This is a genomic window from Burkholderia sp. MSMB1835 (assembly GCF_001526365.1).
Classification (GTDB): domain Bacteria; phylum Pseudomonadota; class Gammaproteobacteria; order Burkholderiales; family Burkholderiaceae; genus Burkholderia.
This window is the reverse complement of sequence record NZ_LOYP01000055.1, coordinates 167,408-192,577: the sequence shown is the minus strand read 5'-3', so window position 1 is coordinate 192,577 and position 25,170 is coordinate 167,408. Positions and strand designations below refer to the sequence as shown.

Genomic DNA, 25,170 nt, shown 5'->3' with positions numbered 1-25,170 from the left:
CGCCGCGCGCTTACGCCGCGATACGGAAACGCCCGACCAACGCCTTCAACGCCTGCGCCTGCTCGTCGAGCGCGTTTGCGGCAGCGGCCGCCTGTTCGACGAGCGCCGCGTTCTGCTGGGTGCCGGCGTCCATCTGCGTGACCGCGCGGCCGATCTCGTCGATCCCCGCGCTCTGCTCGTCCGACGCCGCCGAGATCTCGCCGATGATGTCGGTCACGCGCTTGACCGCGCGTACCACGTCACCCATCGTGCGGCCCGCGTCGTGCGCGAGCGCCGCGCCGTTCGCCACGCGCTCGACCGACGCGCCGATCAGTTCCCGAATCTCCTTGGCCGCCATCGCCGAGCGCTGCGCGAGCAGCCGCACCTCGCCCGCGACCACCGAGAAGCCGCGCCCCTGCTCGCCGGCGCGTGCGGCCTCGACCGCCGCGTTCAACGCGAGAATGTTGGTCTGGAATGCGATCCCCTCGATCGTGCCGATGATGTCGCGAATGTTCTTCGCGCTGTCGTCGATCTCGCTCATCGTCGCGACCACGCGCCCGACCACCTCCCCGCCCGTCTCCGCGACCGCGGACGCATTGGCCGCGAGCGTGCTCGCCTGCCGCGCGTTCTCGGCGTTCTGCCGCACGGTCGACGTAAGCTGCTCCATGCTGGCCGCGGTGCGCTCGAGCGCGACGGCCTGCTGTTCGGTACGCCGCGACAGGTCGAGGTTGCCGGTCGAGATTTCGCCGGACGCGGCCGCGATCGCCTCGGCGCTCACCGCGATCTCGCCCACGGTGGCCGCGAGCCCCGTCTGCATCTCGGCCAGCGCGCGCACCATGCTGTCGCGGTCGTGGCGGCCGAGCGTGATCGGCCGCGTCAGGTCGCCGCGCGCGATGTCCGCGGCAATCTCCTTCGCGTGCGCGGGCTCGCCGCCGAGCTGCGACGCGAGGCGCCGCACGACGCGCTCGGCGATCGCGACGGCCAGCACGATCAGCGCGGCCGTCATCGCCGCGATCATCGCGAACGACGACGAAAAAATGGTCGCGGACGCATCGAGCGTCGCCTTCGACTTTTCGCCGCGCGTCTTCACGAGTTCGGCGACGAGCTTTTCGAGCTTGCCGGTTTCGACCAGCAGCGACACGTCCTGCGTGCCGACCTGCCAGTTCATCTGCGACAGGTCGAGCGGCTGCGCCCGCACGAGCGTGACGAAATCGCGCAGATGCGCGCTCCACGTGCCGACCGCCGTCGAGAATGCGTGCAGCCGCGCCGAATCGCCGGCATCGGCCGGATCCGCATAGCGCTGCAGCGTGCCGAGCGCCTGGCCGATCGACGCGAGCCCCGCACTCACGTCGGCGCCGAGTTCGTCGCGCTCCTTCGCGGTGGTCGCGGTCAGCAGCATCTTCTGCGCGCGGCTCGCGCGCAGCACCTCGGCGCGGACTTCCTCGGCCGCACGGCTCGCGACGTGCCCCTGCTCGTAGACCGACGCGATCGACGCGTTCAGGCGGCTGATCTGCCACAGCGAAAACATGCCGATCGCGAGCGTGCCGACCAGCAGGATCGCGAATGCGGCGCGCAACGTCGCCTTGACGGTCCACGGCCGGCGCGCGCGACGCGCCGCGTGTGCGCGCCGAGCGGCGCGACCGGCGGCGACGTCGGGTGCGGCGGCGGCTGCACCGGGCTGTGGATGCAAAGATGCTGCTTTCATCGATCTACCCCGTATTGATCACGCTGCCGGAAAGGTCGGTCCCGGCGTTCCCGCGACGGCTGGCCATGCCGCGCGTCCTGCCCCCTGCCCGGCGGGTAGCCGGCGCCGGGCGCGGCGCGCCTGTTGTCATTGGGTCGTTCTACGGCCGCCACCGCCGTTTCTTGAGTCCGGTAAAACACCACCCGGCCCCGGCGCGCCGCCGCTGACGGGCCGACACGCCGCCAGCGTTATACCCGTTCAAAAAAGTACGCACCGGCCGATCCGTCACATGAATGTCCGATTCGCGACAAAACTTGGCCTGACATTCTCGATACGCCACATTACACTTCTTTGACGCAGCAACGATCCAGAACGCGCCGATCCCCAACAGAGCGCGCCAGCCACCTCAACTCGTTCAGCTCTCATGGAAACCAGCCTCGACTCCGGCGCCACCGGCGCAGCCGCCGCCCAGCCGTCCGCCCCGCCCGTCGCCCGCACCGTCTATCCGGTGCTCGGCGCGATCAGCTTCTCGCACATGCTCAACGACATGATCCAGTCGTTGATCCTCGCGATCTACCCGATGCTCAAGAGCCAGTTCGCGCTGTCGTTCGCGCAGATCGGCCTGATCACGCTCACCTACCAGATCACCGCGTCGCTGCTGCAGCCGCTCGTCGGCCTCTATACCGACAAGCGTCCGAAGCCGTATTCGCTGCCGGTCGGCATGGGCTTCACGCTCGCGGGGCTGCTGCTGATGTCGGCGGCGTCGAATTTCCCGATGCTGCTGGTGGCCGCCGCGCTCGTCGGCTGCGGCTCGTCGGTGTTCCACCCCGAATCGTCGCGGGTCGCGCGGATGGCGTCGGGCGGCCAGCACGGGCTCGCGCAGTCGGTGTTCCAGGTGGGCGGCAATGCAGGCTCGGCGCTCGGGCCGCTGCTCGCCGCGCTCGTGATCATTCCGCACGGCCAGCACAGCATCGCGTGGTTCTCGGCGGCCGCGCTCGTCGCGATGATCGTGCTCACGCAGATCGGCCACTGGTACAAGAAGCATCCGTCGATGAAGAAGAAGGCCGCGTCGGCCGGCCACCCGACGCTGTCGCGCGGCCGCGTGATGGGCGCGATCGGCGTGCTGGTGCTGCTCGTGTTCTCGAAGTACTTCTACCTCGCGAGCATCAACAGTTATTTCACGTTCTATCTGATCGACAAGTTCCACCTGTCGGTGCAGGCCGCGCAGATCCACCTGTTCGTGTTCCTCGCGGCGGTGGCGGCCGGCACGCTGATCGGCGGGCCGGTCGGCGACCGGATCGGCCGCAAGTACGTGATCTGGGTGTCGATCCTCGGCGTCGCGCCGTTCACGATGCTGCTGCCGTACGCGAACCTGTTCTGGACGAGCGTGCTGACCGTGATCATCGGCGTCGTGCTGGCGTCGGCGTTCGCCGCGATCCTCGTCTATGCGACGGAGCTGATGCCCGGCAAGGTCGGGATGGTCGCGGGCCTGTTCTTCGGCTTCGCGTTCGGCCTGGGCGGCGTCGGCGCGGCCGTGCTCGGCCAGCTCGCGGACGCGACGAGCATCCCGTTCGTCTACAAGGTGTGCTCGTTCCTGCCGCTGATCGGCGTGCTGACGGTGTTCCTGCCGAACCTCGAAAGCAGCCGGCGCAAGAAGGCATGACGAACGACAGGCCGCGGCGTGCAAGCCGCGGCCTGTCGAATGGTACGAACGGCGGATTCGACGGCGGCTTCAGGCCGCCGTCGTCGCATGCAGCGTCAGGAAACGCTCGAGAATGCCGGACGAATAGCTGCTCGCGATCGCCGACAGGAAGTGCGAGAACGACTGCGTCGCGTGGTCGTCGGCCGTGTCGGAGATCGTGCGCACGAGCGCGAACGGCACGTCGTGTTCCGCGCATACCTGCGCGATCGCCGCGCCTTCCATCTCGACCGCGAGCGCGTCCGGCAGCGCGTCGCGCAGCGCGACGACTTCCCGCTCGCTCGACACGAAGCGGTCGCCGCTGATGATCAACCCGCCGTGTAGCGTCGCGCCGGCCAGCCCGAAGCGCTCGGCGAACTGCGCGCCCTCTTCTTCGACGAACAGCGCGCATGCGGCCTTCAGGCGCGCCGTCAGCGCCGCGTCGGTCGCGAAGCGCGTGATGCCGAGCAGCGGTACCTCGTAGCGCGGAAACAGCGGCGACGCGTCGAGATCGTGCTGCAGCAGCGTATCGGCCACGACGACGTCGCCGACCCGTACCGTGCGCGACACGCCGCCCGCGACGCCGGTGAACACGACGCCCGACACGCCGAACACGTGGATCAGCGCGCTGACCGTCGCGGCGGCCGCGACCTTGCCGACCCGCGCGAGCGTGACGACGCAGGCCGCACCGTGCACGGTGCCGACGTGATAATCGCGGCGGCCGAGCGTGACCGTCTTCATCGCGCCGTCGGCGCGCATCGCGGCGATCAGGTCGCCGAGTTCCTCGGGCAGCGCGGCCAGAATGCCGAGCGGCCGCGCGGCAGGCGTAACGGCCATGTCGACGCCCATCATTCCACCGCCTGCAGTTTCGCGACCGCGAGCGCGAGCCATTTCTCGCCGTGGCGCTTGAACTTCACCTGCGCCTTCGCATCGGTGCCGTTGCCTTCGAGCGCGGTCACCGTGCCTTCGCCGAATTTCGTATGGAACACCTGCTGGCCGACCCGGAAGCCGGCGTCGGCCGCGCGCTGCTTGTCCGCGAACGCCGGCAGCGGCGCGGACACGGCCGCATCGACGATCTGCTCGCGACTGCCGCCGCCCGGCCGCGCGAACCAGTCGCGCCCGTAACCGGCATTGTCCGACCGGCCGCCCCAACGCGACCCGGCCTCGACCTTCGGCGTCAACCACTTCAGCACGTGCTCCGGCAGTTCGTCGAAGAAGCGCGAGCGCACGTTGTAGCGGGTCTGGCCGTGCAGCATCCGGCTTTGCGCGAACGACAGGTAGAGCCGCTCCTTCGCGCGCGTGATCGCGACGTACATCAGCCGGCGCTCTTCCTCGAGGCCGTCCGATTCGAGCACGCTGTTCTCGTGCGGGAACAGCCCCTCCTCGAGCCCCGTGATGAACACGGCCGAGAACTCGAGCCCCTTCGCCGCGTGCACCGTCATCAGTTGCACGGCGTCCTGGCCGGCCTGCGCCTGGTTGTCGCCGGCCTCCAGCGACGCGTGCGACAGAAAGCCCGCGAGCGGCGTCATCGTATCGGGATTCTGCGCGGGGTCGGCGGGCGACGCCGGATCGAGCACGTCGAGCGCCGGATCGTCCGTCGCGGCGCTCAGCTCGGGCGCCGCGATCGCGCCCGCGCGCAGCGGGATCGAGCGGGCCGGCGTGTCGAGCCCGTAGCCTTCCTCGGCGATGAACGCGGTGGCCGCGTTCACGAGTTCCTGCAGGTTCTCGAGGCGATCCTGGCCTTCGCGCTCGCCTTGGTAGAAATCGGCGAGGCCGCTCGCGCGCACGATGTGCTCGACGGTGTCGGGCAGGTTCATGTGCTGCGTGTCGGCGCGCATCTTCGCGATCAGGTTCGCGAACCCGCCGAGGCTCGTGCCGGCCTTGCCGGTCACGTACGGAATCGCGGCGGCCATCGAGCAGCCGTACAGGCGCGCGGCGTCGGCCAGTTGCTCGACCGAGCGCGCGCCGATCCCGCGGGTCGGAAAATTGACGACGCGCGCGAATGCCGTGTCGTCGTTCGGGTTGTCGATCAGGCGCAGGTAGGCGAGCGCGTGCTTCACTTCCTGCCGCTCGAAAAAGCGCAGGCCGCCGTACACGCGGTACGGAATGCCCGACGACATCAGCGTGTGCTCGATCGAGCGCGACTGCGCGTTGCTGCGGTACAGGACGGCCACTTCGCTGCGCGCCATCCCGGTGTTGATCAGCGAACGGATCTCCTCGACGATCCAGCCGGCCTCCTGCGAATCGGTGCTGGCTTCGTACACGCGCACGGGCTCGCCGTGGCCGGCATCGGTGCGCAGGTTCTTGCCGAGGCGGTGCGCGTTGTTCGAGATCAGCTGGTTCGCCGCGTCGAGGATGTTGCCGTGCGACCGGTAGTTCTGCTCGAGCTTGATCAGGTTGCGCACGCGGAATTCGTCTTCGAAGTCGCGCATGTTGCCGACGTTCGCGCCGCGGAATGCGTAGATCGACTGGTCGTCGTCGCCGACCGCGAAGATCGCGTTCTCGCCGCCGGCGAGCATCTTGAGCCACGCGTACTGCAGCTTGTTGGTGTCCTGGAACTCGTCGACGAGGATGTGCCGGAAGCGCGCCTGATAGTGCGCGCGTAGCGGCGCGTTGTACGCGAGCAGCTCGTAGCAGCGCAGCAGCAGCTCGGGGAAATCGACGACGCCTTCGCGCTGGCACTGCTGGTCGTACGCCTGGTACAGCTCGACGAACTTGCGGTTGAAGTTGTCGGTCGCGTCGACCTTGTCCGGGCGCAGCCCCTGCTCCTTCGCGTTGTTGATGAAGTACTGGACGTTCTTCGGCGGGTACTTTTCGTCGTCGACGTTCGCCGCCTTCATCAGCCGCTTGATCGCGGACAGCTGGTCGGCCGTGTCGAGGATCTGGAAGGTCTGCGGCAGGCCGGCATCGCGCCAGTGCGTGCGCAGCATCCGGTTGCACAGGCCGTGGAACGTGCCGATCCACATCCCGCGCGTGTCGATCGGCATCATCGCCGACAGGCGCGCCATCATCTCGCGCGCGGCCTTGTTCGTGAAGGTGACGGCGAGCACGGTGGGCGGCGACGCATAGCCCTGCTGGATCAGCCAGGCGATACGCGTGATCAGCACGCGGGTCTTGCCGCTGCCCGCCCCTGCGAGGATCAGCGCCGGTTCGTTCGGCAACGTGACGGCGGCGAGTTGTTCGGGGTTCAGATTGGCGAGCAGATCGGGCATGGAGCGGCAGCTGACGGGCGAGAAAAATGCGGACCCGCCATTATAAGTCGGCCGCGCGATACCGTTTCCGATCCGTTCGGCCGCCCGTCGCACGCGCAGTGCGGGCACGTTGCGGCCGCGCCCCGACCGGCCCGCGCCGGCTGCGCGATGGCTGGCCGATGGGCATCCATTTATAATTGTCAGATTCGGCATCCAATTCACGCATTTTTCGGCAGATTTCCAACATGAGCGACAACACGCTTGCGAAGAGCTTCGAGCCCCATACCATCGAGTCCCAATGGGGGCCGGAGTGGGAAAAACGCGGCTATGCCGCCCCGGCATTCGATCCGTCCCGTCCCGATTTCGCGATCCAGTTGCCGCCGCCGAACGTGACGGGCACGCTGCACATGGGCCACGCGTTCAACCAGACGATCATGGACGGCCTCGCGCGCTACCACCGGATGCTCGGCGAGAACACGCTGTGGGTGCCCGGCACCGACCACGCGGGCATCGCCACCCAGATCGTCGTCGAACGCCAGCTCGACGCGCAGGGCGTGTCGCGCCACGACCTCGGCCGCGAGAAGTTCGTCGAGCGCGTGTGGGAATGGAAGCAGCAATCCGGTTCGACGATCACCGGCCAGGTCCGCCGCCTCGGCGCGTCGACCGACTGGTCGCGCGAATATTTCACGATGGACGACAAGATGTCGGCCGCCGTACGCGACGTGTTCGTCACGCTCTACGAACAGGGCCTGATCTACCGCGGCAAGCGCCTCGTCAACTGGGATCCGGTGCTGCTCACCGCGGTGTCGGATCTCGAAGTCGCGAGCGAAGAGGAAAACGGCCACCTGTGGCACATCCGCTACCCGCTCGTCGACGGTTCGGGCTCGCTCACGGTCGCCACCACGCGCCCCGAGACGATGCTCGGCGACGTCGCCGTGATGGTGCACCCGGAAGACGAGCGCTACGCGCACCTGATCGGCAAGCGCGTGACGCTGCCGCTGACGGGCCGCGAGATCCCGGTGATCGCCGACGACTACGTCGATCGCGAGTTCGGCACCGGCGTCGTGAAGGTCACGCCCGCGCACGATTTCAACGACTACCAGGTCGGCCTGCGCCATAATCTCGCGCCGATCGAGATCCTGACGCTCGACGCGAAGATCAACGACAACGGCCCCGAGCAGTATCGCGGCCTCGACCGCTTCGACGCGCGCAAGGCAATCGTGGCCGACCTCGACGCGCAGGGCTTCCTCGACTCCGTGAAGCCGCACAAGCTGATGGTGCCGCGCGGCGACCGCACGGGCGTCGTGATCGAGCCGATGCTGACCGACCAGTGGTTTGTCGCGATGACGAAGCCGGCGCCGGAAGGCACGTTCAATCCGGGCAAGTCGATCACCGAGACGTCGCTCGACGTGGTGCGCGACGGCCGGATCAAGTTCGTGCCGGAGAACTGGACGACCACCTACTACCAGTGGCTCGAGAACATCCAGGACTGGTGTATTTCGCGCCAGCTGTGGTGGGGCCACCAGATTCCGGCGTGGTACGGCGAGAACGGCGAGGTGTTCGTCGCGCGCAACGAGGAAGACGCGCGCGCGCAGGCCGCCGCAAAGGGCTACACCGGCGCGCTCAAGCGCGACGAGGACGTGCTCGACACGTGGTTCTCGTCGGCGCTCGTGCCGTTCTCGTCGCTCGGCTGGCCGAACGAAACGCCCGAACTGCAGCACTTCCTGCCATCGTCGGTGCTCGTCACCGGCTTCGACATCATCTTCTTCTGGGTCGCCCGGATGGTGATGATGACCACGCACTTCACGGGCAAGGTGCCGTTCCATACCGTCTACGTGCACGGCCTCGTGCGCGACGCGGAAGGCCAGAAGATGTCGAAGAGCAAGGGCAACACGCTCGACCCGATCGACATCGTCGACGGCATCGACCTCGAAACGCTGGTCGCGAAGCGCACGACGGGCCTGATGAACCCGAAGCAGGCGGCGACGATCGAGAAGAAGACGCGCAAGGAATTCCCGGACGGCATCCCCGCGTTCGGCACCGACGCGCTGCGCTTCACGATGGCGTCGATGGCGACGCTCGGCCGTAACGTGAACTTCGACCTCGCGCGCTGCGAAGGCTATCGCAACTTCTGCAACAAGCTGTGGAACGCGACGCGCTTCGTGCTGATGAACTGCGAAGGCCACGACTGCGGCAACGACAAGCCGGAAGTGTGCGGCGCGGGCGACTGCGGCCCCGGCGGCTATCTCGACTTCTCGGCGGCCGACCGCTGGATCGTGTCGCTGCTGCAGCGCACCGAAGCCGACATCGCGAAGGGTTTCGCCGACTACCGCTTCGACAACATCGCGACCAGCATCTACAAGTTCGTGTGGGACGAGTACTGCGACTGGTATCTCGAACTCGCGAAGGTCCAGATCCAGAACGGCACGCCGGAACAGCAGCGCGCGACGCGCCGCACGCTGCTGCGCGTGCTGGAAACGGTGCTGCGCCTCGCGCACCCGATCATCCCGTTCATCACCGAAGCGCTCTGGCAGAAGGTCGCGCCGCTCGCCGGCCGCTATCCGCAAGGCAAGGCCGAGGGCGAAGCGTCGCTGATGACGCAGGCGTATCCGGTCGCGAACCTGCAGAAGATCGACGAGGCGTCCGAGCAGTGGGCGGCCGACCTGAAGGCGATCGTCGACGCATGCCGCAACCTGCGCGGCGAGATGAACCTGTCGCCGGCCACCAAGGTGCCGCTGCTGGCCGCCGGCGACGCCGAGCGCCTGCGCTCGTTCGCGCCGTACGTGCAGGCGCTCGCGCGCCTGTCGGAAGTGCAGATCCTCGCGGACGAAGCGGCGCTCGACCAGCAAGCGCACGGCGCGCCGATCGCGATCGTCGGCCCGAACAAGCTGGTGCTGAAGGTGGAAATCGACGTCGCGGCCGAACGCGAGCGCCTGTCGAAGGAAATCACGCGCCTGACGGGCGAGATCGCGAAATGCAACGCGAAGCTCGGCAACGAGGCTTTCGTCGCGAAAGCGCCGCCGGCCGTGGTCGAACAGGAGCAGAAACGCGTCGCGGAATTCCAGAGCACGCTCGAAAAACTGCGCGCGCAACTCGATCGGTTGCCTGCGTAACAAACGGTAAGGTCGTTTGCGTTCACTATAATGCGAACGTGAACATAGACCGTCTGACAAGTCGATTACAGGAATAAAGGTTCGATCATGTTGAAAGTCACCAAGGCGGTATTCCCCGTTGCCGGTCTCGGCACGCGGTTCCTGCCGGCAACGAAGGCGAGCCCGAAGGAAATGCTGCCGGTCGTCGACAAGCCGCTGATCCAGTACGCGGTCGAGGAAGCGATCGCCGCGGGCATCACCGAGATGATCTTCGTGACCGGGCGCAGCAAGCGCGCGATCGAGGATCACTTCGACAAGTCGTACGAAGTCGAGGCCGAACTCGAGGCGCGCGGCAAGGAAAAGCTGCTCGAACTCGTGCGCAGCATCAAGCCGAGCCATGTCGACTGCTTCTACGTGCGCCAGCCGGAAGCGCTCGGCCTCGGCCACGCGGTGCTGTGCGCGGAAAAGCTCGTCGCCGACAATCCGTTCGCGGTGATCCTCGCCGACGACCTGCTCGACGGCAATCCGCCGGTGATGAAGCAGATGGTCGACGTGTTCGACCACTATCACAGCTCGGTGATCGGCGTCGAAGAGATCCCGCCGTCGGAGACGAAGTCGTACGGGATCGTCGACGGCAAGGAATGGGAAGAGTCGATCGTCAAGATGTCGGCGATCGTCGAGAAGCCGGCGCCGGAAGTCGCGCCGTCGAACCTCGGCGTGGTCGGCCGCTACATCCTGAAGCCGCGGATCTTCGAGCACCTGCGCGCGCTCAAGCCCGGCGCGGGCGGCGAACTGCAGCTCACCGACGCGATCCAGGCGCTGCTCGCCGACGAACAGGTGCTGGCCTACAAGTACCAGGGCACGCGCTACGACTGCGGCAGCAAGCTCGGCTACCTGAAGGCGACGGTCGAATTCGCGCTGCGCCACCCGGAAGTCGGTGCGGAATTCGATACGTACCTGCGCACGCGCGACGGCGCCCAACCCGCCGTCTGAACGCGGCAAGGGCGCGCCCCCGACGGACTCGCCCTTACCTCCCGGCCACCGCTCAGCGCGCGTCGGCCGGCTTCACCGAGACGACGCCCGGCATCCCGCCCGCGTCGTCTTTTTTCGTCTTGACCAGCCAGCCGCCGCCGTCACCGAACGGCAGCTTCGCCAGCGCGCTCCTGACGAGCGCCGGGGCGGCCTGCTGCGTACCCGGATCGCGGTCGCGCAGCGACGCCGACACGCGATAGACGTCGGCGCCCGATTGCGCATCGACGAAACGCAGCGTCAGCACGTGACGGTAAACCTTGCCCGCGAACGGCAGCGCGAACGGCGCCGGCCCGTCGACCGTCACGCATGCGCTGCTGGCCGCGCCGCACAGGTCGGCGCTCGCCGCGACCGCCGCCGGCTGCGTCGCATACGCGATCGACAGCCGGTAACGCGCGTCCTTGAGCGGCTGCGCATCGAAGCCGCGGCGCGCGAGTTCGTCGCGTACGAGCGACTCGATCTGCCGGTACTCGGCGTCGTCCCGCTGCGCGGCCGTCCGCACGAAATCGTAGCCGTGCGCGCCGGATGCAAATGCATTCGGCTGCCCGACCGCGCTCACGCCGCTCGTCACGCCGGCGCAACCCGTCAACAGCGACGCCGCCAGCGCGGTCGCTGCCCATTGCTTTCTCATGGCTTTCCCCAAATGCCTGCCGCCGCGCCCGGCCCTGTCAGGCGGACGGCTCGTCGATCGCGGGCAGCGACACCGTCACCGCGGTGCCGACACCCACTTCGCTGTCGACCGACACGCTGCCCCCATGGCGCGTGACGACCGTCTTCACGAACGCCATGCCGAGCCCGGAACCCGGGATGTCGGGCCGCTCGCCGGCATGGAATCGCTTGAAACGCTCGAACAGATGCCGCTGATCTTCCGGCGCAATGCCGTACCCCTGATCGCGAATCGTACAGAACATCCGCTTCGATGCGTGCTCGACCGTCAGCGTACACGTGATCACCGTGTCGGACGGACTGTATTTGACCGCATTGTTCAACAGGTTCACGAACGCGCGCGTGATCAGCGAGCGATCCGCGCGCACCCAGCACATGTCGGCGCCCACGTCGGACTCGACGCGAATGTGCTTGGCCTGCGCCTGCGGCCACACCTCGTCGCTCGCATCGATCAGCACGTCGACGAGGCTCGTCACCTCGAGCTGGTACGCCTGCGACTCGGCGCGCGCCAGTTGCACGAACTCGTCGGCGAGCGACAGCGCGCGGTGCGCATAGCGCTCGATCCGCGCGAGCAGGCCGCGCATCGCGTCGCTCTCGACGCGATCGCGCTCGATCTCGACCAGCGCCAGGATCGACGACTGCGGCGAACGCATGTCGTGCGACAGCAGGTGCAGCGCCTCCTCGCGATGCCGTTCGGCCGCATGCAGGTCGGTCACGTCGACGAGGCCGGCGATCCAGCCCGTCACGCGCCCTTGCGCGTTCGTACATGCCGCGTAGCGTAGCAGATGGTCGAGCCCGTCGCGATCGCGCACCTCGATGCCGCGCGCCATCGCGTCGTGCTCGGCCTCGAGCGTCGGGTCGAGCGCGGCCGGCCAGCGCTCGCGGATCGCCGCGTCGTGCTCGGCGTTGCCGTCGACGGTCTTCATGAACGTCAGCTCGCCGAGCGCGGTGCGCAGCGGCCGCCCTTCCGGCAACGGCAGCGAGAGCCGCGACCCGTAGCGTTTCGCCGCGTGGTTCGCGATCAGCACGGTGCCGGCGAGGTCGGTCACGAAGATCGGCTCGGGCATGCTGTCGAGGCTGTCCCACACGAAGCGCTTCATGTCCTGCACGCGCTGCGCGGCCTGCGCCATCAGCGCCATCTGCCGCTCGAGCACGTCGCCGCCGACGCTGCGCGTGCGCGGCGCCTCGGGCAACAGGTGCGGCTCGTCGGCAAGCCGCTGCAGCTCGCGGCGCAGGTACGACATCGTCATTTCCAGCCGCCGCCAGTTCCAGATCGGGTAGACGGCGATCAACCCGAAGATCGCGGGCGCCGGCGTCAGCCAGATGCGCGCCTCGAACAGCAGCGCCATGCTCGCGATCACGGCCAGCGCGGCAAGGCTCAGCGTCAGCAGCAGCGCGCGCCACGGCGACAGCATCAGGAAGCCGCCCAGCAACACGGCGAGCGGCAGCAGCGACGCGACGAACAATCCCGTGCGCGACGCGGGCGAGATCGCGCTGCCGGTCGCCAGCATGTCGAGCACGTTCGCATGGATATACACGCCGGCCAGCGGGCCGAACTCGCCGGACACCGGCGTCGCGAAGCGATCGTACAGCCCCGAGGCCGTCACGCCGACGACGACGATCTTGCCGCGCAGCGCGTCGGGCTTCACGCGCCCTTCGAGCACGTCGTCGAACGACAGCGTCGGATACGCGGGCGTATTGCGGCTGAACGGAATCAGGTAGCGGCCGTCGCCGGCCGCATCGCGCGACAGGTCGTGCGCGTTCGCGCCGGGCATGCCGCCGACCGGGTGCAGCCGGCCGGCCTGGATCGCGCGGTAGACGGGCACCATCAGTTGCGGCCAGCGCACGCGGCCGTCGCTTTCGAACAGCGCGACGCTGCGCACGATGCCGTCGCGATCGACTTCGAGATTGATATGGCCGAGCCCCGTCGCGCGCGCGGCGAGCGCGGCGACAGGCGGATCGACCGATCGCGTGCCGTCCGGCTGCTCGGGGCTCAACAGCACCGGCAGGAAGGTCGGCACGCGGCTCATCGCGTCCGCGAACGTGCGATCCTCGGACGACGGCTCGGTAAACAGCACGTCGTAGACGACGGCGGCCGGCTGCGCGCGCGCGAGCGTGTCGAGCAACCGCGCATGCACGTCGCGCGGCCACGGCCAGCGGCCGAGCGCGGACACGCTCTGGTTGTCGATGTCGACCACCACCACGTCGGGCGACAGCGGCAGGCTGCGCAGCATCAGCAGCCGGTCGTAGATCAACCCGTCGACGCTCGACGACAGGCGGCCGAGCGCGCACGCGAGGATCACCGCGATCCCGAGGCAGCCGATCGCGATCCACTCGATCAGGAAGCGGCGGCCGAGCCGCCGCCGCGGAGAAACGGAGTCGGGTTTCATGCGCCGCGGGTCAGCGCGACAACGTGAACGCGCTGACCGGACTGGTCTTCTCGTAGAACTTGCCGCCTTCGAATTCCTCGACGGTCACGGCCCAGAAGTAGTCGCCCGCCGGCAGGTGCGCGACGGTGATCTGGCGCGCGTGCAGGCCGACCTGGTCGACGACCGGCGCGCTCAGGTCCTTCGAACGCGACAGCACGAACCGGTAACGCGCATTCTTGCCCGACCCGTTCGGCGACCAGCGGAACTCGTAACCGCCCGCGCCCTGCGACGCGCTCGCGTCGAGCCCCATCACGCGGCGTTCGAACGCATAGGTGCGCGGCTGCCCCTCGAGGCCGTTCGCATCGATCGCGGCGATCCGCACGAAGTAATTCCCGTTCGGCACGTCGCGGAACACCGCGTGCGGCGAATCGGTACGCGTTTCGCGGAACAGGTCGAGCAGCCCCGCGTCGTGCGCGAGCTGCACGCGATACGCATGCGCCTGCGCGAGCGGCGTGACGTCGAAGGCGACGTCGGGCTCGTCCTGCACCTTGTCGGGATGCGCGAGCGTGGGCGCGCCCAGCAGTTCGACGGGTGCGCCGACCGCGCCGGACGACGTCGCGACGCTGCCGAAGTTCGCATGCACGAGCGTCGCGCCGGCCGGCTGCCGGCCGCCCGCGACGCCGACGGTGCCGTCGAGCACTTCGACGCGCGTCGACGCGGTGCCGGCCGCGTCGTAGTTCACGCGAAAGCGCGTGCCGCGCACGCCGGCGACGACCGACGGCGAGCGGATCTGGAAGCGATCGTCGCGCTTCTTCAGGTGGGTGACTTCGCTGTCGACCGAGCCGCGCGTGAGTTCGAACTCGCGATCGAGCGTGCCGGTCAGCACCGTGCGACGCAGCGACTTCAGCTCGAGCTGGCTGTCGGGCGGCAGGCTCATGTGCGTGCCGTCGGCCAGCTCGATCGTCACGAAGCCGTTCGGGCCGGTGCGCACGCGGTCGCCCTCGGCGAGCGTCGCATCGTTCGCGAGCGGCGCGAACGGGGTGCCGGACGTGGCGCCCGACGTGCGCTCGGCCGTGCCCTGCACCGCGATCACGCGGGCGGTGAGCTTTTCCTTGCGCAGCCGCGCGACCGGCAGCTTCAGCGCGACGCCGGGCTGCAGGCGCTTCGGCGCCGGCACGCCGTTGATCTGCTGGAGCAGTTGCCAGTCGTCCGCGCCCTGCAGGTAGCGCGTGGCGACGTCGTACAGCGTGTCGCCCGCCTGCGTGCGATAGACGACCATCTTGCCCGCGGCGGCGGGCGGCTGCGCCGCGGCCTGCTGCGCGGCGAACGCGAACGCGACCGCGCAGGCCGCGCGCAGTGCCGCCGTGCACAGACCCGCCGTACGCTGCGTGATTCGCGCGGTCACTCCGGTTCCCCCTGGCCGACCCGTTCGAGCCGGTAGCCGTACCCGTAGATCGGCGCGAGACGGTAGCCGTTTTCGGGCCGCAGGCCGAGCTTCGTGCGCAGCATCGAAATATGCGTATCCATCGTGCGCGACGGAATGTCGGTCGCCTGCTTCCACACGAGGTCGAGAATGTGCGCGCGCGACAGCGGCCGATCGAGATGCTGGAACAGCAGCAGCGCGAGCTCGAATTCCTTTTGCGTGAGGCTCACGGCCTTGTCGCCGACGTACGCCTGCTTCAGGTTCACGTCGAAACGGAACTGATCGAATTCGCGGACGGTCGCCTCGGCGTTGACCGGATACGCGCGGCGCAGCAGCGAGCCGATGCGCGCGCGCAGGATCGGGCCCGACACGGGCTTGACCACGTAATCGTCGGCGCCGGCGTTGAGGATCTGCGTGATCCCCGCCTCGTCGTCGCGGCTCGTCATGAAGATGATCGGCAGGCTGTGCTCGGTCTGGTTGGCGCGCACCCACTTGAGCACTTCCTCGCCGGACATGTCGGGCACGTTCCAGTCGAGCACCAGCAGATCGAACGTCTCGCGCTGCAGGCGCTTCTTCAGGGCCTTGCCTTCCTTGAACGCATAGCACGTGTGGCCGACGGCCGTCAGCGTTTGACTGACGAAATCCGTCTGGGCCGGATCGTCATCCAGTACAGCAATTCTCATAGCACCCCGCAAATCGAAGTCGATCCGTCCATTCGGCTCCCGCGCCTGCCCCGGCCGCGCAGCCTGCGCGCGACGCCGGATACCGGCCGGCGAGCCGTCGTTCGCCGCTCGCGCCTCCTGCGCAAATTGGCGACCCCGGCCAAATATCTCAAAAACGGGGCACGGACGAACCGGCGATTTCATCATAGTAGTATGAAATTCGCCAAGAAATTGCGCGGACTATCGCCCTTTCTTCGAATAATCCTTTCTGCTGCGCAACCGGACGCCTATTCGGCGCCCGCGATGCCGGCCACCGGCTCGGCAAAATCGTCTGTCGGCACGCGCGGCGACGGCCGTTGCGCGAGCATCCGCTGCAACTGGTCGCGCACGCGCTCCCATGCGCCGGCCGCATAGTCGGGCTGGCCTGCCGCCCATGCCTGCGCCAGATCGAACACGCGTTCGATCGTCGCACCGCAGTAGGTCGGGCCCGCGCCGTCGTCGCGCGCGGCATCGCGCAGCCGCTCGTCGAGCCACTCGGCCAGCCACGGCATCTCGGCCGCGGCCGAATCCGCGTAGGCTTCCAGCGCGGCACGCGCGTGGCGGTCCTGTTGCGGATCGAGCTCGATCCGGTTCAATTCCGAGGTGCGCACGGGCGCAATGCTTTCCGCTCCGGACGGACTTCGAAGGGTCCCTGGTCTGAAGGACATGTCCTCTCCCCGTTGTACGACGGTAGCGTCAGGCATGGCCCCCGAGCCCGCCGTGCGACGTACCGTGGCCGGCGCCTCCGCTGGGAGCGGACGACCGGCCGCGTCAGTATACGCAGCCGGTCACGCAACGAGGTTTAAGAATTGTCAGAGAGGCGCGGAACCGGCCGGTCAAGGGCGGCCGGCCAGGTGCGGCGGGCTAAGCGGGCCGGCTAGCGGGTCGGCAAAGCGCGGTCAGCCAGGCGCGGCGGCCGGGAGCATGGCGCGGCGGGACGTCCGATGCGCGCCTTCAGCGGCGACGCATCAGGAACACGAAGGTCTTGTCCTGGGTCGTCGATTCGACGATCTCGTTGCCCGTCTGCTTCGCGAACGCGGCGAAATCGCGCTGCGAGCCCGGATCGGTCGCGAGCACCTTGAGGATCTGCCCGCTTTCCATATCGGCAAGCGCTTTCTTGGCACGCAGGATCGGCAACGGGCAATTGAGCCCGCGCGCGTCCACTTCCTTGTGAATCTGCATCGGCTGTCGACCTTCGAATGACGCGCCCACACGGCGCGGAGGGAAGCCGCGATTTTACCGCAGCGCCGCCGCGCCTGCCCGGCCCGCCCACGGCCCGGCGCCCGCCGCCGCCCGGCTCACGCGCCGGAGAAGCCGCCCGCGAGCCGCTCGCGCAGGTGCCGCACGAGCGCGCGCACCGCGCTCGGCACGACCGGGCTGTACGGGCGGATCGCGAAAATGTGGTCGCCGAACGCGCCCGACGGCCGCCAGCCGTCGAGCAGCGCGACGAGCCGGCCGGCGTCGAGATCGCGCCGCGCGCTGAAATCGGGCAGCAGCGCGATGCCGAGCCCGCCGAGCGCGGCCTCGCGCATCGCCTCGCTGTTGTTCGCCGCGAAACTGCCGCGCACCGGCACGCTCACGCGCTGGCGCCGGCGGCCGTCCGGCTCGAAGCTCCACGCGGCCGGCTCGTGCTCGCGCAGGTAGCACAGGCAGCTGTGATCGACGAGTTCGCTCGGGTGGCGCGGCTCGCCGCGCGTGTCGAGATAGTCGCGGCTCGCGACCAGCAGCGAACGCGTGTCGCACAGCTTCCACGCGACATGGGTCTGCGGCGCCGTGGTCGTATGGCGGATCGCGAGATCGAAGCCCTCCTGCGTCAGCGAATGCAGCCGGTCGGACAGGTCGAGCTCGATCTGTACGCCCGGATGCTGGCGCAGAAAATCGGGCAGGTGCGGCACGATCTGCTGGCGCCCGAGCGCGACCGGCACCGTCAGGCGGAGCAGCCCGCGCGGCTCGCCGGCGAGATCCTTCACCCGTGCGAAATGCTGGCCGATCGACTCGAACGCGTCGCGCGTGCTGTCGACGAGCGTCTGGCCCGCATCGGTGAGCCGCACGCTGCGCGTGGTGCGCCGCACGAGCGGCACGCCGGCCGCCTTTTCGAGATCGGCGATGCGCTGGCTCATCGCGGCCTTGCTGATGCCGAGCCGCTGCGCGGCAGCCGTGAAACTGCCCGCCGCGGCCAGCACCGTCAGCGAATGGATGTGCGGCCAGAGCGCCTGGACATTTTGCTGATTCATCCGCCGATTATTCAGAATTCTGAACAGTGAATCAAGCTGCGCGGCCTTCTCCCGCCCCGCCGCTTTGCCTAGACTAGGTTCCGTTCACCCCCATTCCCATCCGCAGGAGACACGCATGACCACGGTTCCCGCCTATACGTCCGACGCCGACGTCGGCCACTACATCGACGGCGCGCCCGTCGCCGGCCGCAGCGGCCGTTTCCAGGACGTCTTCAATCCGGCGCTCGGCCGCGCGGTGCGCCGCGTCGCGCTCGCGGGCGACGACGAAGTGCAGCGCGCCGTCGCGTCCGCCCGTGCGGCGTTCCCGGCCTGGGCCGACACGCCGCCGATCCGCCGCGCGCGCGTGCTGCACCGCTTCCTGCAACTGATGAACGAGCACCGCGACACGCTCGCGGCGATCATCACGGCCGAGCACGGCAAGGTGTTCTCGGATGCGCAGGGCGAAGTCGCGCGCGGCATCGACATCATCGAATTCGCATGCGGCGTGCCGCAACTGCTGAAGGGCGATTTCACCGACCAGGTCAGCACCGGCATCGACAACTGGACGATGCGCCAGCCGCTCGGCGTCGTCGCGGGCATCACGCCGTTCAACTTCCCGTGCATGGTGCCGTGCTGGATGTTCCCGGTCGCGCTCGCGACGGGCAACACGTTCGTGCTGAAGCCGAGCGAGCGCGACCCGTCGGCCGCGCTGTTCATCGCCGATCTGCTCACGCAGGCCGGCCTGCCCGCCGGCGTGTTCAACGTCATCCAGGGCGACAAGGGCGCGGTCGATGCCCTCCTCGACCACCCGGACGTGCAGGCCGTCAGCTTCGTCGGCTCGACGCCGATCGCAGCCTACGTGCAGCAGCGCGCGGTGCAGTCGGGCAAGCGCGTACAAGCGCTCGGCGGCGCGAAGAACCACCTCGTCGTGATGCCCGACGCGAACATCGAGCAGGCCGTCGACGCGCTGATCGGCGCCGCATACGGCTCCGCGGGCGAGCGCTGCATGGCGATCAGCATCGCGGTGCTGGTCGGCGACGTGGCCGACAAGATCGTGCCGGCGGTCGCCGAGCGCGCACGCAAGCTGGTGATCGGCGACGGGATGTCGCCGGAAGTCGAGATGGGGCCGATCGTCACCGGCGACGCGCTCAAGCGCATCGAAGGCTATATCGAGCAAGGCGTGAGCGAAGGCGCGCAACTGGTGGTCGACGGTCGCGGGCTGCGCGTGCCGGGCCGCGAAGCCGGCTTCTTCACCGGCGGCACGCTGTTCGATCACGTGCGCCCGGACATGCGGATCTACAAGGAAGAGATCTTCGGGCCGGTGCTCGGCTGCGTGCGCGTGAAGGACTTCGGCGAAGCGGTCGACCTGATCAACGCGCACGAGTTCGGCAACGGCGTGTCGTGCTTCACGAGCGACGGCGGCATCGCGCGCGAATTCGCGCGGCGCATCCAGGTCGGCATGGTCGGCATCAACGTGCCGATTCCGGTGCCGATGGCCTGGCACGGCTTCGGCGGCTGGAAGAAGAGCCTGTTCGGCGACATGCACGCGTACGGCGAGGAAGGCGTGCGCTTCTACACGCGCCAGAAGTCGGTGATGCAGCGCTGGTCGTCGAGCATCGGCAAGGGCGCCGAATTCGCGATGCCGACCGCGAAGTAAGCCGGCCGGCGCGCCGTCCGCCGATCCGTTCGGCGGGTAGCGCACCGGCAGTCGCGATCAACCGGCTTTCGTGCCGTGCGCGCCGTCGGCGGTCGGCATATAGGACAACTCGAGCCGGTACGCGAGCGCGACGAACAGGCTCTGCGCGAGGCCCATCGTCGCGGTCAGCGCACGAAAGCCGAACGTCGCGCTGTCCTGCACCATCAGCGTCACTTCCGCCTCCCGCGCGAGCGGGCTCATCCGGCTGTCGGTGATCGCGATCAGCCGCGCGCCGCGCTGCGCGGCCTGCTGCGCGACCTGCACGGTCTCGTCCGCATACGGCATGAACGAAATCGCGATCATCACGTCGCCGTCGCGCACCGACCGGATCTGGCCGAGATGCATGCTGCCGAGCGCGCTGAACAGGCCGATCCGCTTGTCGGTGTGCTGCAGCGCATAGTCGAGATACACGGCGATCGGAAACGCGCGCCGCGACCCGGCGATCCAGATCGCCTGCGTATCGGCGAGCAAATCCACGGCCTGCGCGAGCGCCTGCGAATCAAGCGTCTGCCGCAACTGCTGCATCCCGGCAATGCTGCCCTTGATGAATTCGTCGGCGATCTGTTCGGGCTGCAGGCTCGACGAGCCGGCTTCGATCACGTCGCGCAGCCGCAGGTTGTACGCACGCCCCGGCGCGATCTGCTGCGCGAGCCCCTCGCGGAACAGCCGCTGCATCTCGGAGAACCCGGAGAAGCCGAAGTGCTTCGCGAAGCGCACGACGGCCGACGGCTGGACGCCGCATGCCTCCGCGAGCGACTGGATGCCTTCCAGCCCAAGCTGGTCCCGATGCGTTTCCACGTGACGCGCAATCACCTTCAGGCGATTGCTGAGACCGTCGTACTCCTGCGTCAGATGCTGCAGGAACTGCTCGACGGTGGCGGGAGGTTTCTCGGATGAACTCATCGGATAGCGCGAAGTTGACGGCCCCGATGCGCGCGCCGCCTGCGGGTGCGCCCGGGACTCACCTATGGACATGCATGAAGGGCGAATTTAATCACGTTTGCGGCACGGCCTGCGCCGCGCGCTCGCTCCCACGCGCTCGATCATCACCTGCACACGCTCCACGGCCGGAATGGAAACGATTGTCCAACGCCGTCGACGGGCCGTAAAGATTAGGGCGTCTACCGACGCCGATACACACGGCAACGCCAGGGGCCGCCGGTCGACGCCACGCGTCGGCCGCGGCTGGCTCAACGATAGTCGACCCACACGCCGCCCGCATCGGCCGAACGCACGCAATTCTCGACCCAGCGCACGCCTTCGACACCCGCATGGACGTCCGGAAAGCGGATCTGCTTCAACGTCTGCGCGTCGCCGCGATCGGCCGCGTCCATCGCGAGCGCGAAGCGCGCGTACAGGTTCGACCACGCGTCGAACAGCCCTTCCGGATGCCCGGCGCCGATGCGGTCTTCGCGCGTCGCGTTCGGGTGCAGGTACGGCATCCCGCGATCGAGCACCTGCGCGGGCTGCCCCTGGATCTCGTAGCGCAACTGGTTCGGATGTTCGTCCCACCATTCGACGCTCGCCTTCGACCCGATCACGCGCACCTTCTGCCCGTGCATCGAGCCGGCGTTCACCGCGCTCGACCACACGTAGCCGATCGCACCCGTGTCGTATTCCATGATCGTGAACGCGTTGTCCTCGAGCGGTGCGCGGCTCTTCACGAAGCTCTGCCGCGAACACATCAGCCGTTTGATCTTCAGGTCCGGCGCCATCACTTCGGAGATGTACAGCGGGTGCGTGCCGATATCGCCGAGCACGTAGCTCGGCCCCGCGAACTTCGGGTCGACGCGCCAGCGCGCGGCCGCGCTCGCGGCTTCGACGCCGTCGCTGTGAAAGCCGTGCGCGAACTGCATCTGCACGATGCGGATGTCGCCGAGATCGCCGCGCGCGATCATTTCGCGCGCCTGCTCGATCATCTGGTGTCCCGAATAGCCGTACGCGACGCCGACGATGCGGTTCTTCTCGACCGACAGCCGCTGCAGCGCCTCGGCCTCCTCGGTCGTGAAGCACAGCGGCTTCTCGCACACGACGTGCAGCCCCGCGTTCAGCGCCGCGCGGCAAATTTCGAAGTGCGTGTTGTTCGGCGTCGCGATCGACACCGCGCGGATGCCGTCGGCACGCTTCGCCTCGGCGTCGAACATCGTCCGGTAGTCGGGATAGCAGCGGTCCGCGGCGACGCCGAGCTTCACGCCGAACTGCCGCCCGCGCTCGGCATCGATGTCGAACGCGCCGGCAACCAGCTGGAAGCTGCCGTCACGCAACGCGGCCGACCGGTGGCTGTAGCCGATCTGGCTGCCGAGCCCGCCGCCGACCATGCCCCAGCGAATCGAATGTCCGAGCAGAATCTGTCCGTCGATCATGATTGTCGTGTTCCTGTCCGTGTTCAGTGTTCAGAGTGTGTGCAAAGGGTCGGGCCGACGGCCGATCACGCGAACCCGGCCGCTGCGAGAAACGCGCGGCTCGCCGCGACGTCGCGCAGGCTCGTGCCGGCATTGCGCGGATCGCGCTCCTGTTCGATCGTGATATAGCCCGCATAGCCGATGTCGTCGAGCGCGCGGCGAATCGCGCGGTAGTCGAGCACGCCGTTGCCGATCGGGCACATCACGCCGCGCGCGCACGCCGCGAAAAATGCGATGTGCTCGCGCATCACCGTGTCGTACACGGTGGCGTCGATATCCTTGAAATGCACGTAGTCGAGCCGGGCCGCGTGGCGGTGCAGCCAGGTCTCGGGATCCATCCCCGAGTAGTACAGGTGGCCCGTGTCGAGACAGAGGCCCGCCGTCTCGGCCGGAATATCGGCCACGATCCGGTCGATCTCGTCCGCGAACTCGATGTAGCCGCCCGCATGCGGATGGATCACCGCGCGCACGCCGAATTCGTCGCGCGCGAGCGTCGCGATCTGCCGGATATGGTCCACCATCCGCGCCCAGCGCTCGTCGGACAGCCGCGGCGCGCGATCGCCGTGACCGGCCGCATAGTCGCGCTCCTCGTGACCCCAGTCCATCACGACCAGGTACGGCGCCGCGTAGCGCTGGCCGTCCTGCGTCGGCAGCTTCGGCAGCCGCGTGATCAGCGCGCAGATGTCGCGCGTCTGGCGCAGCAGGTTCGGCAGGTTCTCCGGCGACACCAGGTCGTCGAAAATCGTGCCGGCGGTGATGCTCAGGCGCTGCCGTTCGAGCTCCGCGCTCACCACGTCGAGCTCGAGCGGGATATAGCCGTACGGGCCGAGTTCGATGCCCGAATAGCCGGCCTGTGCGGCTTCGGCGAGCACGTGCCGCCACGGCGGCAGGTGCGGATTCTTCACGTCGTCGACGCCCCAGCAGCACGGCGCGCAGCCAATCTTCATCGTCATGTCGGTCAGTCCATCAGGAAAGCGGCGCGCGGCCTCGAGCGCGGCCACGCGGCACGATGTCAACGTGTCCGGCACGTTCAGCCGCGATAGAACGCCGGGCGTTCGGCCATCGCGATCGGCTCGACCGCGCCGCTCTTCTGCGCGCGCACGCACGCATCGGCCGCGACCGCCGCCGCATAGCCGTCCCACGCGGACGGGCCGGTCAGCGCGCCCTGCCGCACGCCGTCGACGAACGCCTGCAGCTCGACGTCGTACGACGCGATGAAGCGCTCCTTCCAGTCGGTCATGATCTCGACCGACTGCCGCGCCGCATGCTTGAGCCCGACCGCAGGCGGATTGGGCAGCTTCGCGATGCCGTTCTCGCCGACCACCTCGCACTGGATGTCGTAGCCGTACTGGCAGTTCACGAAAATCTCGACGTCGATGCGCACGCCGGTCGCGGTTTCGAGCAGCACGATCTGCGGATCGGCGAGATGCGCGCTCGCGTGGCGCGTCTTCTTCGGGTAGACGACCTGCGCGCTCGTATAGTCCTCGCCGAGCAGCCAGCGCAGCACGTCGAGCTCGTGGATCAGCGTGTCGGTGATCGCCATGTCGGTCGTATAGCGCTCGCCGACCGACTGGTTGCGATGCGCGCAATGCAGCATCAGCGGCGCGCCGATCTCGCCGCTGTCGATCACGCGCTTGAGCGCACGATAGCCTTCGTCGTACGGACGCATGAAGCCGACCTGCACGAGCCGCTTGCCGTGCGCGATCTCGGCCTCGACGATGCGCATGCAGCCGTCGGCCGTCACCGCGAGCGGCTTCTCGCAGAACACCGGCTTGCCGTGCGCGATCGCGTCGAGCACGAACGCTTCGTGCGTCGGCCCCCACGACGTGACGAGCACGGCCTGCACGTCGGCGGCCGCGACCACGTCGTGGCCGTCGCCGTAGATTTCCGCGTCGAGCCCGTACTTCGTCACCGCATCGCGCGCCTGCTGCGGGTCGATGTCGTTGACGGCCACCACGCATGCGCCGGACAGCGTACGCGTCAGCCTGCGGATATGGTCCTGGCCGATCGCGCCGCAGCCAATCACGCCGATTTGCAAGGTCATGCAGGTGTCTCCAGTGGTTCGTTCATCAGCGGCGCGGCCCGTGCCGCGCCGGTCAGCAATGGTGCCCAAACAGCTCAGCGCGCGGCCGCCCGCTCGAAATGGCGATCGACGTAGCGCTGGATCGTGTCGCGCATGTAGCGCGACGACGCTTCCGCGCGGTCCTCCCACGCGAACACGCACGACGACATCACGCCGTCGAAGCCGGCCGCGCCGAGCGCGCCGAAAAACACGTCCCAGTCGATCTCGCCCTGCCCGATGTCGAGATGCTGGTGCACGCGGATCTGGTTCGAGCCCGGCGGGTTCACGATGTAGCGCAACTGACTGCTCTTGCGGTGATCGAACGTGTCGGCCACGCGCACGTGCGCGAGAATCGGTGCGGCGGCCGCGATCATCGCGGCCATGTCGTCGCCGTAGTAGAACGTGTGCGGCGCGATGTACGACAGCTTCAGCGACGGCGAGCCGATGTTCGTGACGATGTCGATCGCCGGCTGCAACTGCTCGATCCAGTCTTCCGGATGCGGCTCGACCGACAGCACGATGCGTTCGCGCTCGAGGATCGGCAGCAGCGCGTCCATCGAGCGAAACCACGCGGCTTCGCACAACTCCTTCGGGTTCGCGCCGGGCCGCTCGCCGACCGAACGCTCCGGCGACGCGCCGCGCCCGAACTCGGACACCATCAGCGGGCACTCCATCTCCACTGCGACCTCGATCGCCTTCTGCCAGCACCGCACGGCCCATTGCCGCTCGTCCTCGAACGGGCTCGCCCAGCGGTACATCGGCTGCAGCGACGCGAGACCGACGCCGCTCGCGCGCATCGCCTGTCGGAACGCGGACATGCGCTCGCGCGTCGCGCGCGGCATCACCCACCAGTCGAGAAAGTCGCTGCGCGGCGACAGCTCGATCTGGTCGTAGCCGAGCTCGGCGACCGCGTGCGGCAGCCGGTCGAGCGGCAGGTGGCGAATCATGTAGGGATCCAGAGCGATCTTCATCTTCTTCCCGGAAG

At 68.3% G+C, this 25,170-nt stretch carries 19 protein-coding genes; 4 read left to right on the top strand and 15 right to left on the bottom strand.

Features of this window, described 5'->3' with window-relative positions:
- Positions 1-10: 10 nt before the first annotated feature.
- Complete coding sequence (locus WS96_RS28900) at positions 11-1,684, bottom strand: methyl-accepting chemotaxis protein (RefSeq protein WP_059837207.1); 1,674 nt, start codon at positions 1,682-1,684, stop codon at positions 11-13.
- Positions 1,685-2,087: 403 nt separating this feature from the next.
- Here WS96_RS28900 and WS96_RS28895 point away from each other — a divergent pair, with 403 nt between their 5' ends.
- The gene (locus WS96_RS28895) at positions 2,088-3,326 is read left to right on the top strand and encodes an MFS transporter (RefSeq protein ID WP_059837205.1); all 1,239 of its coding nucleotides are present in this window, start codon (positions 2,088-2,090) and stop codon (positions 3,324-3,326) included.
- Between the two features lie 69 nt (positions 3,327-3,395).
- On the opposite strand, the gene WS96_RS28890 is transcribed toward WS96_RS28895, so the two are convergent.
- Both WS96_RS28890 and WS96_RS28885 read right to left on the bottom strand, forming a co-directional pair.
- The gene (locus WS96_RS28890) at positions 3,396-4,190 is read right to left on the bottom strand and encodes a 5'-methylthioadenosine/adenosylhomocysteine nucleosidase (protein WP_373557922.1); all 795 of its coding nucleotides are present in this window, start codon (positions 4,188-4,190) and stop codon (positions 3,396-3,398) included.
- Complete coding sequence (locus tag WS96_RS28885; RefSeq protein WP_034207079.1) at positions 4,190-6,553, bottom strand: UvrD-helicase domain-containing protein; 2,364 nt, start codon at positions 6,551-6,553, stop codon at positions 4,190-4,192. The genes WS96_RS28890 and WS96_RS28885 overlap by 1 nt, the downstream gene beginning before the upstream one ends.
- A 224-nt stretch (positions 6,554-6,777) precedes the next feature.
- Between WS96_RS28885 and WS96_RS28880 the strand changes: the two genes are divergently transcribed.
- Both WS96_RS28880 and galU read left to right on the top strand, forming a co-directional pair.
- Positions 6,778-9,645: a valine--tRNA ligase gene (locus tag WS96_RS28880; protein WP_059837201.1), complete on the top strand. Its 2,868-nt coding sequence runs from the start codon at positions 6,778-6,780 to the stop codon at positions 9,643-9,645.
- An 87-nt stretch (positions 9,646-9,732) separates the two neighbouring features.
- Positions 9,733-10,617 (top strand): UTP--glucose-1-phosphate uridylyltransferase GalU, encoded by an 885-nt coding sequence (gene galU / locus WS96_RS28875; RefSeq protein WP_034207077.1) that lies wholly within the window; start codon positions 9,733-9,735, stop codon positions 10,615-10,617.
- Between the two features lie 52 nt (positions 10,618-10,669).
- Here galU and WS96_RS28870 read toward each other — a convergent pair whose 3' ends face one another.
- The 7 genes from WS96_RS28870 to WS96_RS28840 all read right to left on the bottom strand — a co-directional run bounded on the left by WS96_RS28870 (position 10,670) and on the right by WS96_RS28840 (position 18,046).
- Positions 10,670-11,284, bottom strand: coding sequence for a DUF4136 domain-containing protein (locus WS96_RS28870; RefSeq protein ID WP_059837200.1), 615 nt, complete (start codon positions 11,282-11,284; stop codon positions 10,670-10,672).
- Between the two features lie 37 nt (positions 11,285-11,321).
- Positions 11,322-13,709, bottom strand: a complete 2,388-nt coding sequence (locus tag WS96_RS28865; RefSeq protein ID WP_059837198.1) for a CHASE2 domain-containing protein — start codon at positions 13,707-13,709, stop codon at positions 11,322-11,324.
- A 10-nt stretch (positions 13,710-13,719) separates the two neighbouring features.
- Positions 13,720-15,093, bottom strand: a complete 1,374-nt coding sequence (locus WS96_RS28860; protein WP_059837196.1) for a FecR family protein — start codon at positions 15,091-15,093, stop codon at positions 13,720-13,722.
- The gene (locus WS96_RS28855; RefSeq protein WP_006490421.1) at positions 15,090-15,794 is read right to left on the bottom strand and encodes a response regulator transcription factor; all 705 of its coding nucleotides are present in this window, start codon (positions 15,792-15,794) and stop codon (positions 15,090-15,092) included. The genes WS96_RS28860 and WS96_RS28855 overlap by 4 nt, the downstream gene beginning before the upstream one ends.
- Before the next feature lie 266 nt (positions 15,795-16,060).
- Entirely contained in the window at positions 16,061-16,480 is a 420-nt protein-coding gene (locus WS96_RS28850) for a hypothetical protein (protein ID WP_034207074.1), read from the bottom strand.
- A gap of 286 nt (positions 16,481-16,766) precedes the next feature.
- On the bottom strand, positions 16,767-16,994 hold the full coding sequence (locus WS96_RS28845; protein WP_006402122.1) for a sulfurtransferase TusA family protein: 228 nt from the start codon (positions 16,992-16,994) through the stop codon (positions 16,767-16,769).
- 116 nt (positions 16,995-17,110) lie between these two features.
- Positions 17,111-18,046, bottom strand: a complete 936-nt coding sequence (locus WS96_RS28840; protein ID WP_059837194.1) for a LysR family transcriptional regulator — start codon at positions 18,044-18,046, stop codon at positions 17,111-17,113.
- Positions 18,047-18,161: 115 nt separating this feature from the next.
- Between WS96_RS28840 and WS96_RS28835 the strand changes: the two genes are divergently transcribed.
- Positions 18,162-19,682: a CoA-acylating methylmalonate-semialdehyde dehydrogenase gene (locus tag WS96_RS28835; protein WP_059837192.1), complete on the top strand. Its 1,521-nt coding sequence runs from the start codon at positions 18,162-18,164 to the stop codon at positions 19,680-19,682.
- Positions 19,683-19,739: 57 nt separating this feature from the next.
- Here the strand turns inward: WS96_RS28835 and WS96_RS28830 are convergent, their stop codons facing one another.
- From WS96_RS28830 to WS96_RS28810, 5 genes are all read right to left on the bottom strand, one after another.
- The gene (locus WS96_RS28830; protein WP_034207071.1) at positions 19,740-20,624 is read right to left on the bottom strand and encodes a MurR/RpiR family transcriptional regulator; all 885 of its coding nucleotides are present in this window, start codon (positions 20,622-20,624) and stop codon (positions 19,740-19,742) included.
- A 287-nt stretch (positions 20,625-20,911) separates the two neighbouring features.
- Entirely contained in the window at positions 20,912-22,084 is a 1,173-nt protein-coding gene (locus tag WS96_RS28825) for a Gfo/Idh/MocA family protein (RefSeq protein ID WP_059837190.1), read from the bottom strand.
- Between the two features lie 65 nt (positions 22,085-22,149).
- Positions 22,150-23,076 carry a TIM barrel protein gene (locus tag WS96_RS28820; protein ID WP_059837235.1) on the bottom strand — a complete coding sequence of 309 codons (927 nt, stop codon included), beginning with the start codon at positions 23,074-23,076 and terminating at the stop codon, positions 22,150-22,152.
- A 77-nt stretch (positions 23,077-23,153) separates the two neighbouring features.
- Positions 23,154-24,167: a Gfo/Idh/MocA family oxidoreductase gene (locus tag WS96_RS28815; protein WP_059837189.1), complete on the bottom strand. Its 1,014-nt coding sequence runs from the start codon at positions 24,165-24,167 to the stop codon at positions 23,154-23,156.
- Between the two features lie 74 nt (positions 24,168-24,241).
- Positions 24,242-25,156 (bottom strand): sugar phosphate isomerase/epimerase family protein, encoded by a 915-nt coding sequence (locus tag WS96_RS28810; RefSeq protein WP_059837187.1) that lies wholly within the window; start codon positions 25,154-25,156, stop codon positions 24,242-24,244.
- Between the last annotated feature and the right edge of the window lie 14 nt (positions 25,157-25,170).

Excerpts from the sequence above, each read along its gene's own strand:
- WS96_RS28830 (WP_034207071.1), bottom strand. The coding sequence starts at position 20,624 with ATGAGTTCATCCGAGAAACCTCCCGCCACCGTCGAGCAGTTCCTGCAG.
- WS96_RS28900 (WP_059837207.1), bottom strand. The coding sequence starts at position 1,684 with ATGAAAGCAGCATCTTTGCATCCACAGCCCGGTGCAGCCGCCGCCGCA.
- WS96_RS28880 (WP_059837201.1), top strand. The coding sequence starts at position 6,778 with ATGAGCGACAACACGCTTGCGAAGAGCTTCGAGCCCCATACCATCGAG.
- WS96_RS28820 (WP_059837235.1), bottom strand. The coding sequence starts at position 23,076 with ATGACGATGAAGATTGGCTGCGCGCCGTGCTGCTGGGGCGTCGACGAC.
- WS96_RS28855 (WP_006490421.1), bottom strand. The coding sequence starts at position 15,794 with ATGAGAATTGCTGTACTGGATGACGATCCGGCCCAGACGGATTTCGTC.
- galU (WP_034207077.1), top strand. The coding sequence starts at position 9,733 with ATGTTGAAAGTCACCAAGGCGGTATTCCCCGTTGCCGGTCTCGGCACG.
- WS96_RS28810 (WP_059837187.1), bottom strand. The coding sequence starts at position 25,156 with ATGAAGATCGCTCTGGATCCCTACATGATTCGCCACCTGCCGCTCGAC.
- WS96_RS28890 (WP_373557922.1), bottom strand. The coding sequence starts at position 4,190 with ATGGGCGTCGACATGGCCGTTACGCCTGCCGCGCGGCCGCTCGGCATT.
- WS96_RS28865 (WP_059837198.1), bottom strand. The coding sequence starts at position 13,709 with ATGAAACCCGACTCCGTTTCTCCGCGGCGGCGGCTCGGCCGCCGCTTC.
- WS96_RS28845 (WP_006402122.1), bottom strand. The coding sequence starts at position 16,994 with ATGCAGATTCACAAGGAAGTGGACGCGCGCGGGCTCAATTGCCCGTTG.
- WS96_RS28850 (WP_034207074.1), bottom strand. The coding sequence starts at position 16,480 with ATGTCCTTCAGACCAGGGACCCTTCGAAGTCCGTCCGGAGCGGAAAGC.
- WS96_RS28840 (WP_059837194.1), bottom strand. The coding sequence starts at position 18,046 with ATGAATCAGCAAAATGTCCAGGCGCTCTGGCCGCACATCCATTCGCTG.
- WS96_RS28885 (WP_034207079.1), bottom strand. The coding sequence starts at position 6,553 with ATGCCCGATCTGCTCGCCAATCTGAACCCCGAACAACTCGCCGCCGTC.
- WS96_RS28815 (WP_059837189.1), bottom strand. The coding sequence starts at position 24,167 with ATGACCTTGCAAATCGGCGTGATTGGCTGCGGCGCGATCGGCCAGGAC.
- WS96_RS28895 (WP_059837205.1), top strand. The coding sequence starts at position 2,088 with ATGGAAACCAGCCTCGACTCCGGCGCCACCGGCGCAGCCGCCGCCCAG.
- WS96_RS28835 (WP_059837192.1), top strand. The coding sequence starts at position 18,162 with ATGACCACGGTTCCCGCCTATACGTCCGACGCCGACGTCGGCCACTAC.
- WS96_RS28825 (WP_059837190.1), bottom strand. The coding sequence starts at position 22,084 with ATGATCGACGGACAGATTCTGCTCGGACATTCGATTCGCTGGGGCATG.
- WS96_RS28870 (WP_059837200.1), bottom strand. The coding sequence starts at position 11,284 with ATGAGAAAGCAATGGGCAGCGACCGCGCTGGCGGCGTCGCTGTTGACG.